General features: G+C 42.9%; 14 protein-coding genes. 8 read left to right on the top strand and 6 right to left on the bottom strand.

The genetic code is table 11. From position 1 onward, the window contains the following. Positions 1 to 30 precede the first annotated feature (30 nt). The 3 genes from BLT53_RS08230 to BLT53_RS08220 all read right to left on the bottom strand — a co-directional run bounded on the left by BLT53_RS08230 (position 31) and on the right by BLT53_RS08220 (position 3725). On the bottom strand, positions 31 to 2706 hold the full coding sequence (locus tag BLT53_RS08230; RefSeq protein WP_090234051.1) for a transglycosylase domain-containing protein: 2676 nt from the start codon (positions 2704 to 2706) through the stop codon (positions 31 to 33). 58 nt (positions 2707 to 2764) lie between these two features. Then, a complete protein-coding gene (recU, locus tag BLT53_RS08225; RefSeq protein ID WP_090236788.1) occupies positions 2765 to 3391 on the bottom strand; it encodes a Holliday junction resolvase RecU in 627 nt (208 codons plus the stop codon). A gap of 85 nt (positions 3392 to 3476) precedes the next feature. Then, the gene (locus tag BLT53_RS08220; protein WP_090234049.1) at positions 3477 to 3725 is read right to left on the bottom strand and encodes a glutaredoxin family protein; all 249 of its coding nucleotides are present in this window, start codon (positions 3723 to 3725) and stop codon (positions 3477 to 3479) included. Between the two features lie 111 nt (positions 3726 to 3836). Between BLT53_RS08220 and BLT53_RS08215 the strand changes: the two genes are divergently transcribed. After that, positions 3837 to 4823, top strand: coding sequence for a DUF2515 family protein (locus tag BLT53_RS08215; protein WP_090234047.1), 987 nt, complete (start codon positions 3837 to 3839; stop codon positions 4821 to 4823). A 169-nt stretch (positions 4824 to 4992) separates the two neighbouring features. On the opposite strand, the gene BLT53_RS25610 is transcribed toward BLT53_RS08215, so the two are convergent. After that, positions 4993 to 5115, bottom strand: coding sequence for a hypothetical protein (locus BLT53_RS25610; protein ID WP_276203847.1), 123 nt, complete (start codon positions 5113 to 5115; stop codon positions 4993 to 4995). A gap of 190 nt (positions 5116 to 5305) precedes the next feature. On the opposite strand from BLT53_RS25610, the gene BLT53_RS08210 reads away from it, so the two are divergent. From BLT53_RS08210 to BLT53_RS08180, 7 genes are all read left to right on the top strand, one after another. Then, complete coding sequence (locus BLT53_RS08210; RefSeq protein ID WP_090234046.1) at positions 5306 to 5824, top strand: MerR family transcriptional regulator; 519 nt, start codon at positions 5306 to 5308, stop codon at positions 5822 to 5824. 61 nt (positions 5825 to 5885) lie between these two features. Continuing rightward, positions 5886 to 6260 carry a YppE family protein gene (locus BLT53_RS08205; protein WP_244520381.1) on the top strand — a complete coding sequence of 125 codons (375 nt, stop codon included), beginning with the start codon at positions 5886 to 5888 and terminating at the stop codon, positions 6258 to 6260. A gap of 150 nt (positions 6261 to 6410) precedes the next feature. After that, entirely contained in the window at positions 6411 to 6938 is a 528-nt protein-coding gene (locus BLT53_RS08200) for a hypothetical protein (protein ID WP_090234043.1), read from the top strand. Positions 6939 to 6943: 5 nt separating this feature from the next. Then, positions 6944 to 8167: a DEAD/DEAH box helicase gene (locus BLT53_RS08195; RefSeq protein ID WP_090234042.1), complete on the top strand. Its 1224-nt coding sequence runs from the start codon at positions 6944 to 6946 to the stop codon at positions 8165 to 8167. Further along, complete coding sequence (locus BLT53_RS08190) at positions 8168 to 8638, top strand: hypothetical protein (protein ID WP_090234040.1); 471 nt, start codon at positions 8168 to 8170, stop codon at positions 8636 to 8638. A gap of 157 nt (positions 8639 to 8795) precedes the next feature. Next, positions 8796 to 9707, top strand: a complete 912-nt coding sequence (gene trhO / locus BLT53_RS08185; protein WP_090234039.1) for an oxygen-dependent tRNA uridine(34) hydroxylase TrhO — start codon at positions 8796 to 8798, stop codon at positions 9705 to 9707. Between the two features lie 99 nt (positions 9708 to 9806). Beyond that, complete coding sequence (locus BLT53_RS08180) at positions 9807 to 9992, top strand: hypothetical protein (RefSeq protein ID WP_090234037.1); 186 nt, start codon at positions 9807 to 9809, stop codon at positions 9990 to 9992. Between the two features lie 37 nt (positions 9993 to 10029). On the opposite strand, the gene putP is transcribed toward BLT53_RS08180, so the two are convergent. Together putP and BLT53_RS08170 are read right to left on the bottom strand one after the other, a co-directional pair. Continuing rightward, positions 10030 to 11523, bottom strand: a complete 1494-nt coding sequence (gene putP / locus BLT53_RS08175) for a sodium/proline symporter PutP (RefSeq protein WP_139168381.1) — start codon at positions 11521 to 11523, stop codon at positions 10030 to 10032. Positions 11524 to 11825: 302 nt separating this feature from the next. Beyond that, on the bottom strand, positions 11826 to 13214 hold the full coding sequence (locus tag BLT53_RS08170) for a peptide MFS transporter (protein ID WP_090234034.1): 1389 nt from the start codon (positions 13212 to 13214) through the stop codon (positions 11826 to 11828). Positions 13215 to 13333: the final 119 nt, after the last annotated feature.

Genomic DNA, 13333 nt, shown 5'->3' with positions numbered 1-13333 from the left:
CGGCTGACCGGGGCGGCGTTCTTTTTTGTTTTATTGGTTAAGATCGGGAAGGGATGGAAACTGCTGATCGTTCTGGCGTTCCTGCTGCCGTTGATTTTGGTTATTCCCATTACCCTGGCTGTTTCTTTGGCCGTTTTGGTTTCCTTCAGGACCTTGCGGATTTTGCGGCTCTGTAGTATTGGGCTGTTCGGTATCGCCTTGATCAGGCTGATTATTTTCGCCGCCCTGGTTTTGGTTCTGACCACCCTGATCCCGATTCTGGTTTCCGCTCTGGTCTTCATTACCACCTTGGTTTTGATCCCCAGGATTGTTTTGATCCCCAGGATTGTTTTGATCAGGTGGAGTATTTTCTTCAGGGGGCTGTTCGCCAGGTACCGTGACCGAGGTTTGCGCGGGCGGGCTTTCCTTATTCGTTTCACTGTTGATGGCGGTCACCTGGAAGCTGTATGTTTTCCCTGCTTCCGCATTTGGAACGGTAAAGGACTTATTCTTGATCGTTTGATCTGCTGCCTGTGTGCCATCCACACTGGCGGTTACTTTATAAACAGTCTTATCATTGCCTTTATAATTCCATTTTACATCAATGGCATTTTTCTTTTTATTGAACTCGGCTTTTAGACCTTCAATGGATGCCGGCTGATCATATTTGTCGGATACTTCATTTGGCTCGGTACCGCGTACAAACAATTCATGTGTTTTCTCGTCATCAGGTGTAAATTCACCTGCTTTTTTATTGGTCCCTTTTTCAAGCGTTACATCGACAACTGAATTCGGTTTTTTGAAATCTGAACCGTCATGGTTAAGCCTGCTCATGACCTCTTTAAAGATCAGCTTGGAATAGTTCCGCTGATTCGTATCCAGATAATGAACCCCTTCGTTGTCCTTTTTGCTATTGTAGCCTGTCCACACAGCTGCAGAGTAGGACGGAGTATACCCGGCCATCCAGGCGTCATTTGTTGCACTTTTAGGGATCCCGTTGGCGTCACGGAAATCCTTCGGCAGGTTGGTGGTGCCTGTTTTTCCGGCAAGATTTAAGCCGGGGACATTCGCCATTGCCCCTGTTCCTCCGGTTTTCATGACGTCTTTAAGCATGTCGGTAACCATATATGCGGTAAAGTCATTCATAGCCTTGACCGGTTTGGTATCCGGCTTAACGACATCGCCATTTGGAAATTCAATCTTTCGGATCGTTGTCGGTGCATTGTAGACCCCTTCGTTTCCAAAGGCAGCGTAAGCACCAGCAAGATTTAGCGGTGTGATTCCTTTTTGGAATCCTCCGATCGCATAGGCAGGGGGCGCTGAATCAATATTGATGCCAAGTTTGTTGGCAAAATCAACAGCTTTATCTTCGCCTACTTCCATGAATGTGCGGACGGCTGGCGTATTTTCTGATTTTACCAGAGCCGTGCGCATTGAGACCTCGCCGAACCCTTCATCGTTGAAGTTATGAATGGTCGAACCATTGATGGTAATTGGTGAATCCTTTAAGATATGGCCGGTATTCCATTTGAAATGATCAATGGCCGGACCATAGTCCAAAACTGGCTTAATGGTGGACCCTGGCTGCCGCTGATTTCCGGAAGCATAGTAGGCACTCATGAGATTTTCCTCACGGCCGCTTCCAATGGCGCGGATGCTGCCGGTTTTAGTGTCGACGATTGCGATGCCCGATTGCAGTTTTTTGTTTTCGTTTTTAAGGAACGAAGCATTTTGCAGAACATCTTCGGTCGCTTCTTGCGCTTTCGTATCCATATTTGTGTAAATTTTCAGTCCATCGGCAAACACATCGACATTTTTCATGCCATCCATCTTATGAATATCTTTGATCACCTGTTGAAGATAAGCTTCATGAATGCGGGTTTCCTGAAGGCTTCCTTTGTGCAAGCCTTTTGTCACCGGTGTGGCCTTTGCTTTATCTGCTTCCGCTTTCGTAATATAACCGTACTTTTCCATTTGCCCCAGAACGACATTTCTTCGTTTTTCTGCAGCTTCGGGGTGATTCAATGGATCATAGTTACTTGGTGCTTTTGGAAGCCCGGCAAGCAATGCGGTTTGCGGAAGCGTCAGTTGATCGAGCCGGTCCACATCGAAATAGGTTTTGGCTGCTGTTCCGATCCCGTACACGTTGTGTCCGAAGTAAATTTTATTGAGATACATTTCAAGAATTTGTTCCTTCGAGTATTTCTTCTCGAGTTTAATCGCCAGGTAAGCTTCCTGAATCTTACGGGTCAGCGATTTTTGATTCGTTAAAATGGTGTTTTTTACCACCTGTTGCGTAATCGTGCTGCCTCCCTGTGAACCAAAGCCGCCTGTTACATTGGCGAGGGCAGCACCGAAGATACGGCGCACATCAACACCAGGATGTTTATAGAAACGAACATCTTCCACTGCGACGAATGCATCCCGTACATTTGGCGGAATATCCTTTATTCCAGCTTTTACCCGGTTCTGCTCAGAAAAGAGCGAGGTGACCATTTTTCCGTCTTTATCATAAATCTGGGAAGACAAAGGCGTTTTTAATTTGTCAGGATCGAGTTTCGGTGATTTCGCCATAATGACTCCGACCGAGATCGCTCCTATAATAAACATAATAACAATAAAAGCTAAAATGGCTTTAAAAACCGGAAACTTCTTTTTTGGGGCAGGTTGTTTGCCTTTTTCGGCTGCCTGCCTTCGTTCTTGCCTGCTGCGGTATTCATTGGACATATTTGTATCAACCTTTCAATAACTGCAATGTACATTATGATTATTCGTCAGTAAGGCGTTATTTATGAACCTTGCCTTCCTCTTCGTCATGAAAGTACATTTTATCAATGATTTTCAGATAGTCAATTCTCGGCAAAAAACCAGACGAGATGGGGTGCCCGAGCGACTCGATCTCTTTTTTGGGAATCGACTTTCTTCCGTTTGTTTGATCATTCCAATAGGGGATCAGGTACCCGGCGTCGAGAAGATAGATTTCGTTTAATGTTGAAAATCGCAGGATAATGAAGGCAATCCCGCCATGAGTAAGGATCGCTTCCATATGCCGAATCTGGTGTTCATGAAAATTGCGAAGCGGAAAAGAAGTTTTGTTTTTCGTTTCTTTTGCTTCAAAGTCAATATATTTTCCCCGGTAAATGCCGTTATAATCCGTGGTTGAAGCAAGCTTAAAGTAGGCTTCTTTAATCACAGCAGCCGACCGCTTGGGGTATTCAACATTGACAATTTGAACCGGTGTCGGTTTTTTATGAATGACGGCAATTCCCCGTTCCAGATAGAATTCATTGCTTTTGTTCAGGTCTTCCTCAAGCGTCATTCCACGGTTCCCGTAAGAAACAGTATTTTTCGAAGCAGGAGAAGGCAGGGAAGAAGACGTTTTTTTTCCGTTAGGATATTGAATCGGTGCCATGTTTTCACATCCTTTTAAAGAATGGCAAATAAAAACTATGTCAGCATGAGGGGCCGGCATAGTCTTTTTCTCTTTGTTCACTTTCCTATCCCATTTGAAGAAAGGATTCCAGTTCGTCTTGTTTAAATCCGAGCACAACGTTTTTGGATTCTCCGTTTATGATGACGGTCACTGGAGTGGCACTGGCTCCAAGATCAATCACTTCATTCATGTATTGAGGGTTCCTGCGGATATCGCGCTCCTCGAATGGGATTTGTTTTGAAGCCAGCCATTCCTTTTCAGCAAAGCATGGGGAACAAGTTTCCTGCGTGTAAATAATTACTTTCTGCTTCATTTTTGGTCCTCCAGACGGATTCTTATCCTTTCATTTTAGCGTTTTTATCTGTGTCTTACAAATTTTTTTACCAACAGTTGCGAAGGCTATAAGAAAGAAGGGAGGGTTTATATGGTCAACAGTGTATGGGAAAAGGTGATTGTCGAAGATATCCGGCAGAAAACAGATGCAGGCAATCTTGATAATATTTCACGTACCGTATTTTATGAACATTTTTTTAGAAACCATCCGGAAATCAAATGGCCCTTTCTCGCTTCTCTTGTTTCAAGAAATGCGGGATACAACATGTGTGACCTGGAAGGTGAATGGCTCAGTCGTTCCATTCCGAATCACGATCGAAACCTTCTTTTTCTCACTTATGAACGGGCCAACTGGCTGATTTTTTCCGATGCATACCCCCAATTGCTTCTATATGAAAAAAGCAAGGAGGCAGGAGAGCCACTATTTTCGCTTCTTCGGTTTTTTAATGTTTCTGCCTTTATGCAAAACGAATGGTTTACTTTTTGGCAAAAAGGGGATGAAGAGCGGCTTTGGACATCGCTCATCATTAATGAACAGTATTTGATCCAAAAACCGGTGATTGAGCACCCGGTATACCGGAGAAGGGTTTTTTTGTCTATGCCCTACAGGCTTCAGAACTGGCTTCATTTCAGCACGGTGCTTTTTCCCACCTTGAACGGAGAAATTTATGGATTTTCCGTACATGGTTTCCGAAAAGTGGAAAACCGTATTTTGCTCGGAAGAAGGCTGGCCTGGCTGTTATTTCAGTCTCCCGTCGCCAATGCTTTGGATGAATTTTCGCGTGTCACCCCACACACCGGATCCCGGCATGACTATGAACAATATGTTTATCCCAACCGGAGACGGGAGCCGGAACTTCTCCGGCTTATTTATCCACTTGTGCAGCATGGCCGTCCTTCGCTGCCCGACTGGAGCCGGAGGGCAAAAAAACTGCAGCCGTATTACAATAAGCTCACTATTCCGGAAAACATTAACTTAACAAACTGGTATCACAACAAAGAATTGCAGCTGCAGCTCGGTATCCTGCTGCAGGAATTGTTATTTAAAGATAAAAATGATCGGATAAGCAAACGATAAAAAAGTGTCCCTGATGAGCGGGACACTTTTTTGTAGCTTCAGCTTTTCATGATCCAGCTTCAGGACCCAGAAACTCGCTCATTTCACTCTTTGTCAGAAAACAAAAAACGTTTTATGACAAAGACCTCCAATGCTTTTCGTCTCTAAACGGGTCCTTCAGCTTTTCTTTTTATGTAGCTGGGTAGTTGGGGCCTTCCAGCTTTTTGTCGCCGTATCCTTCTTTTTTCTCCTGTTCAGGGGCATTTGTCATTTTTTCCTGTTCCTGCTCCAGGCTGTTTTCGTGTTGTTCCATGTTCTTCACCTCCTCCTCGTAGTGTTAGGCAGGAGGTCCTGTTTCATACAGGATAACAGTGTCGAAAGACGGGTTTTTTTGAATAAAACCACTTTCTTTGGCGAATCAGTTCTAGTTTTGTCACCTGTGAAGGGAAACGCAAAAGAGGAGTGAATACTTCTGTTATAAGAAAACGGGGAGGGAATTAGAAATGGAAATGGTGTTTAAAACAAAAACGGTTTCGGAAGAACTTGGTGTCAATCCAACTACCATTCAGCGCTGGGTAAAGCATTTCAATCTTGCGTGCCAAAAAAACGACCATGGTCATTATCTGTTTTCCGAGCAGGATATAGAAGATTTGCGGGAAATCAAGAAACAGCTGGACGCAGGTTTGCTTATGGGCGATATTCAAATCGCAGCTGCAAAGATTAAAGCACCTGAGCCAAAAGCCCAGCCGGCAGGAGCGTTTGATGAACGGTTCGACCAGTTGATGGCCCAGATCGAAAACCTGGAAAAAAAGCTGGAAGAGAAAGCGGACGATGTGTTGTCGTACCAGGTTTTACAGCATGCAACTGAAATGGATGACATGATGAAGCGATTGGTTAAAATAGAAGAAAAAATTGAGGATATTGAAGTAAAACTTTTAAAAATGCCGGATGGAGCCCAGGAAGAAGCTGCAGGGTTAAAAAAACAGCGCCGTAATTGGCTGGTGGGACTTTTTACGCTGTAACCTTCATTAAAGGAAGCTCGTGCATTTTATCCTTTGTTTTGATAGGATAGAGGTGTCAGGAGTGAAATCATTACGTATGGAACAACGTCTTATTCAACTTACTCAAGAGCTGCTGGGTAAAAACAAAGCAGCAATGGACCAATATCTTACCAAAACAAAAAAAGAAGGGTATGAAGTGGACTTCTATGGCGAGGTTAAGCCGTTTGCCGACGAAATCCGGACGTTGACAGAGGAATGGAAACCCCTTGCGCTTAAGTGGGTGGAAAACAACCGTCCAAAGTATATCCATCTGCCCCAGATTAATGATACGTTTGATAATCTGAACTTTATTGCGGTATTTGCCTTCCAGCTCGACACCCGGGAAAAACGATTTACCGAGATGATCAAATCCATTGATTATGTCCTGAGTACTTTGTTGGATCGGCTTCTTTCATAAAAGACGGAAACTGCCACCGTCTTTTTTATTTTGCCCGTCAGAAATTCGCGCTGGCTGGATGAAATGGGTAAAATAAAAGAAATAAAATTGTCATACATTAAAATAATTTCACGTACCGTATTATAAGGATTTAAAAGAAAGGGTACTAACATGTTTGATCCGACCATCTATGAAAACTTAAAAGTTATTCTTGAGGGAATGGCTTACGATCTTGATTTTGAAGGGGTTTTAAAAGTAACCGGCCGGAAAGACCTCATTGACTTGGCTTCGATGAGCAGGACATACAGTTTAGAGGTTTTGTTAAACGGCAAAAAAGAAAAGGATGTCCGCGCGAAAATCGAATTAAAAGCAGGTTTAGAAGATCTGGCGGATGAAATAATGGAAAGAGAGACCGAAAGTACAGGCTGTATTTTTTCCGTTGCTTTTTACACCACTGTACAGGATATAGAAACAGAATGCTCCAAGATTGGTGCAGCTATGAGAAGACTGTGGAAAACCGATGGAGAGGTTACACAAACTCTTTCCTATATTTATGGTTTGCCGAGAGGAAGCTACCGGAATCAAATCAATGTTGTCATTCATCATAAATTGCATGAGGAAAATAGTGAACAGCTTGAGGATTATGTTAACCGGATCCTTTTTGCTGCTGAACGAATACTAAAAAAAGGGGAACGTTAATCGTTATGGCTATAAAAACACCGATTCAAGAATTACAACCTTATTTGCAGGAGAATTGGAAGGAGGCTGCTTTCGATTCCTTAACACCGGTTCAGGAAGAAATGCTGCCGTTTATGCTTGAGCGAAAGGACCTTGTCGTGGAATCACCGACAGGGACAGGAAAAACGCTCGCTTATTGTCTGCCATTACTTGACAAAATTGATAGCTCATCGACGGCATTGCAGGCAGTTGTTATCGCGCCCACTAAAGAACTTGTGATGCAAATTCACTCCGTCCTTCAGGAATACGCGAAGGGAAGCAGCATTACAGGGACAACGTTAATCGGCGGGGTAAATGTGCAGCGGCAAGTGGAAAAGCTCAAGAAAAAGCCACATTACATAGTCGGTACACCGGGAAGAATCCTGGAGCTTTATAAAAATAAAAAAGTGAAGCTTCATGAGGTGAAAACCATTGTTGTCGATGAAGCTGACATTGTATATGATATGGAATTAATGGATGAAGTACAGAATATTGTTAAAGGAACGATGAAGGACCGACAGCTTGTTTTTGTGTCCGCAACCATTTCCAACAAAGCAGAAGAGAAGGCTAAAGAGTGGATGAATGCTCCGCATTTCATAAAAATCAGCCGGGATACAGATGCACGGGAGTCCATTGCAAATATCTACCTAATTTCAGAAAGACGTGATAAAATAGATAACCTAAGGCGCATAATTCGACATCATTCGAACATGAAAGCGATCGTTTTCTTTGGGGACAATTTGAAACTTGAAGAGATCGCCGCCAAGTTGGCTTACCGGGGAATTACTGTAGGTGTATTATCCGGACAGGCAACAAAACTGGAGCGGCAAAAGGTAATGAGAGAATTTCGTTCCAGCAACCATGCGTTGCTTCTTTCTACAGACCTTGCTGCCAGAGGACTTGATATTAGCGGATTAACACATGTTATTCATTTCGATCTCGCCGATTCCGAAAAACAATTTATACACCGTTCGGGAAGAACAGGAAGAGCGGGACAAACAGGAACCGTCATTTCGCTGGTTACCGAGAGAGAGGAAAATGTCCTGTTAAAATGGGCAAAAAAGCTCAATATGCCTGCCGAAAGGGCAGTGATTAAGCAGGACCAGCTGCTGCCGGCTTCACAGATTCAGCAGAAGCCAGCCAAAAAGAGAAATCCAAGGAAAACAATACCCCAGCGAAGCGGTAATTTTAATAAAAAGAAGGGGAAGTAATTGCTGGTAAATGAAAGATTGGTACAAAAAATAAACCAAATGGTTGAAAACTTTGATATTTCAGTAGACATTCACATCGAAGCCAAATGCCCGCTGAACCGGAATATCGGAGGCAAATATAATGCGGGTGAACAGTCCATTACTTTGTATCTTGAAGAAATTCAGTCACAGAGCGATTGGATGTTTCCCAATGAGGATGTTTTCGTAGAGTATGCGAGTGTCATTTTTGCTCATGAAGCAGGACACGCCACAGATCCCTATTTGCAAAAACTCGTGGAGCTTTATGATTCGACGGAAGATGAATTCAAACGCAAAAAAATTGAACTGCTAGTAGAAGTTCAGGCATGGAAGATTGCCAAGGAGCTCGTAAAGGACCTTCCTGATGGATTTTTCAATAAAATAAAGAGAATTTCCTTGGAACATCATTACGAAGCTGTCTCACAAGGTTTCAAGGATGAAGGGGTTGCCTGAACCGGAAAGGTCCTGTGCCAATAGCACGGGACCTTTTTTATAAGAACAGATGAATCGCACTTTTAACCGGGGGAGGCTGCTAAGAAGAGGTCTGCCCTTTTTCTTGGAAATTTGATATGATAGTTGAGTTGAAACTATGCAATTGGAGTGAAAATAAGTGAACTATCAGGTATTGCTGTTTTATAAATATATTGAGATCGAAGACCCTGAATCATTTGTTTCCTCTCATCTCGATTACTGCAAGTCAATCGGCTTGAAAGGACGAATTTGGGTGGCGAACGAAGGGATCAATGGTACGGTCTCCGGAAATTTGGAGCAAACATCTGAATATATGAACCATATGAAGAATGACGAACGTTTTCAAGATATGGTTTTTAAAATTGAAAAATCTGAACATCATGCGTTTAAAAAGATGAAGGTCCGGGTCAAAAAAGAAATTGTAAATTTAAGTTTGGATGAGGATGTAAATCCAAATGAACTTACAGGAAAGCATCTTACCCCGAAAGAATTTCATGAAGCATTGCAGCAGGAGGATGTGGTGATTCTCGATGCCAGAAATACGTATGAATACGACCTTGGACACTTTAAGGGAGCCATCCGGCCGGAGATCGAAAACTTCAGGGACCTTCCTGTATGGATCAGAGATAATTTTGATAAATTCAAAGATAAAAAGGTACTGACTTATTGTACAGGAGGGATCCGTTGCGAAAAGTTTTCTGGCTTTTTGTTAAAGGAAGGATTCCAGGATGTTTCCCAGCTCGAAGGCGGCATCATCTCCTATGGCTATGATCCTGAGGTAAAAGGGGATCTTTGGGAGGGAAGATGTTATGTGTTTGATGAAAGAACTTCAGTCCCGGTTAACCGTGCAGGAACGGAAAAGGTAGTCGGAAAATGCTATCACTGCGGCAAGCCGGAGGAGCGGTATGTTAAATGCGGAAATCCCGAATGCAATAAACATCTATTAATGTGTGAACCTTGCGAAAACAGGTCTAACAGAGCGTGCAGCACGCAGTGCAGGAATCATGAACGGAACCGTTATGTCACGGAGAAAAATATAGCTCAATCATAAATAGTAAAAAAAGCATCCTTTGACAAAAAGGGTGCTTTTTTAGCCGGGAGTCTACAGTGTATAATGGACAGGAGAGACAACCGGGAAGGTGTGTAGTTGATGATCGATGTAGAGATGCCGGAAAATAAACTAGAACTGCTGCCTGCTGTATTTATTTTTATTATTTTCATGATTCTTGCATGGATGACCGTCAAGTTTCTAAAAAAAATTCACGAACGTGAATTGAAAAAAGCAGAAGAGGCAGAAGCAAAAATGAAAGAATATTCTCTTCATAATAAACATTAAATGAAAAACGAGACAGCATAGAGCTGCCTCGTTTTTTTTAAGCGTTCTTTATCTTATTAACTTCATCTGTTAATGTTTCTTCCATTTCAGCAAATGTGTTTTGTACATTGTTGCTTGGTGATTTCGTCAACAAACTTACAACAATTACAGCAATAAGGCTGAGGAAGAAACCAGGAATCATTTCATAAACTTGCGCCTTTAAGCCCGGGAACTGAACCCAGGTAATAACAGTTAAAGCACCGACGATCATACCGGCAAGTGCTCCCCATTTGGTCATCCGTTTCCAGTAAAGGCTGAGTAAAATGGCTGGACCAAACGCTGAACCAAAACCAGCCCACGCATAGCCTACAAGAGACAGGATAGTATCATTTGGGTGGTACGCAAGCAGGGTAGCGATAATTGCTACAAACAAAACCGCCAAACGTCCAATGGTTACAAGCTCTTTATCTGAAGCTTCCCGGCGGAAAAAGGCTTTATAAAAGTCTTCTGTCATCGCACTGGATGTAACGAGCAGTTGAGACGATATCGTACTCATGATCGCAGCCAGAATGGCAGCGAGCAGGAAGCCGGTGATCAGTGGGTGAAACAGTATCGTTGAAAACTTGATAAATACTGTTTCAGGATCGTGAAGCTTAATCCCGGATTTGTGGAACCATGCAATTCCGACCAAACCAGTAAGGACAGCCCCCAGCAAGGAAACACCCATCCAGCCCATTCCGATACGGCGGGCAACCTTTAAATCTTTAATGTTCGTAATCGCCATAAAGCGGACGATGATGTGGGGTTGTCCAAAGTATCCGAGGCCCCAGGCAAGCATGGAAATTAGTCCAATAGCTGTGGTTCCTTTAAACAGATCAAATTTTGTTGCATCCATCTGCTTTACGGTATCGATCGTTGATTGAACACCGCCAACGTCAGTGAAGGCGACAATAGGAACGAGCACAAGGGCGATAAACATGATAATGCCTTGTACAAAGTCGGTCCAGCTTACTGCGAGGAAACCTCCAAACAGAGTGTAAGCAACCACTACGCCGACTGTAACGAATAATCCCACTTTGTAATCAAGGTTAAAAGAACTTTCAAACAAGCGGCCGCCTGACACCAATCCGGCGGAACAATAGAAAGTAAAGAAAACGATGATGACAATCGCTGAAGCAAATCGTAAGATCCTGGCTTTGTCGTTAAAACGATTTTCCAAAAAGTCAGGAATAGTAATGGAATCATTCGCTACCTCAGTGTAGGTTCGCAGGCGCGGAGCGAGTACGAGGTAGTTTACATACGCTCCTATCAATAACCCTACGGCAATCCAAATACTTGATAGTCCGGTCGCATACATGGCTCCGGGTACACCCATAAGCATCCATCCGCTCATGTCTGAAGCTCCTGCTGAAAGAGCGGTAACCGCGGGCCCTAGACCCCTGCCTCCAAGCATGTAATCAGACAGATCCGACGTTTTCTTGTACGCCCAATATCCAATTCCTAGCATGCCAGCCATATAGATAGCTAGCGAAGTGATAACACCAATTTGCACCAAATCTCCCCTTTTATAAGTTTTATTTGCAGCTGGTCTTTCTCTTTTAATAAACAGCTGCCGGTTTTTCCTCCAAGATAGTGCTTACGGTTACCTAACCTAACAAAAACTTTACATACCTTCAAGTCGCGAGCTGGGTGAAGAACGATTGGAAAACCAGGTTGAGCTTATACAGGGCAAGAGGTTCGGGGAATTAAAAGAGTGATAAAGTAAAACAATTTTAAATTTTCAGTCACATAACCACAATAAAAAAAGAGGATCCAGGACCATTTAAAAATGGACCAGGAATCCTCTTTAAAACCTTACTGAGCGGACATTTTTACCAGTTTTTTGGATAGACCCAACAGGATCAACCCAAGGAAAATCGTTACGCCGCCGATAATCATAAACACTTCAAAGTAACCAAGTGACTCAGTAGTTGAAGCTAATTGTCCGGCAAGGATATTTGCAAAACCAGAGCCGGCAAGCCAAACACCCATCAACAGTGAAGCCAGCTTAACGGGCGCAAGCTTACTTACCATGGACAAACCTACTGGCTGCAGGCACAGCTCTCCAATCGTATGAAGGAAGTAGGTGAGAATCATAAAGATCATGTTGGCTTTAACAGCAGAAGTATCGCCTGTTCCTGTTTGTAGAAGAGCAGGGATAAGAACGGCAAATCCGGCGCCAAGCAGGATCATACCTGTTGCCATTTTGGTCGGTGTAGCCAAATCGCCACGTTTTGTTTTTGATAATTTCACCCATAGTACAGAAAGAATTGGTGCAAAGATAACGATAAACAGAGGGTTGAGTGACTGGAACCATGATGTAGGTACCGTCCATCCAAATACAGTACGGTCAATAAATTTGTCTGTATAAAGGGTTAACGAACTGCCGGCTTGCTCAAAGCCAGCCATAAAGAAAATAACAAAGAATGTCAGAATAAAGATAACCTTAATCCGGCTTTTTTCAGCTTTGGTAAGAGGCTTCTTTTTCACTTCTGAGCTGATTGCATTCTGTGAAACGCCAACCGGCTTTTTACCGATGTCTCCCAGATATTTATTGCCAAGAAGGTTGAACAGAAGCTGTCCGATAATCATGCCGATGGCAGCTGCAAGGAACCCGAATTTAAATCCGAAATGCTCGACCCCGTTTACCGTAGTCTTAAAGTAATCTTCAGCCAAGAAACCAACAATTAATGGAGAGAAAAAGGCTCCGATGTTAATTCCCATATAGAAAATGGTAAATGCAGCATCTTTACGTGCATCGCTTTGGGGGTATAGATCCCCAACGAGTGTAGAAATATTAGGCTTGAAGAAACCATTCCCGATGATCAATAAGGCTAGTCCAATGTAAAATGCCGCATGGCTTTGATTAGCAAACAATACAAAGTTACCAAGGGCCATTGTTACACCGCCAATGGTAATCGCCAGACGCTTTCCTAAGAATCGGTCTGTTAAATATCCTCCAATCAGCGGGGTAAAATAAACTGCACCGGTGAAAAATCCGTAAATACTAAGTGCAAGGCCTTCACTCATACCGAGTCCGCCGCTAATCAAGGACTTTGTTAAATAAAGAACAAGAATTGCTCTCATGCCATAATAACTGAATCTTTCCCACATTTCAGTGAAGAAGAGCAAGTATAGGCCAGGAGGATGTTTCTTTTTGGTCTGGAGCTGATTATCCTGCTCCACTTTAACAGTTGCTTCCATCTTGATGCCTCCAATATGTTTAAACTATTAATATTTTAATTTACAAAATATTTAGTAGTCAATGAAAATTATAGGTATATCTTATTATAATTTAATTATGAAAATATTGAATTATCTAA

The sequence above is a fragment of the Fictibacillus solisalsi genome, assembly GCF_900103485.1.
GTDB lineage: Bacteria > Bacillota > Bacilli > Bacillales > Fictibacillaceae > Fictibacillus_C > Fictibacillus_C solisalsi.
Note: the sequence above shows the minus strand (reverse complement) of the source record. Positions and strands in the feature narration are given on the sequence as shown.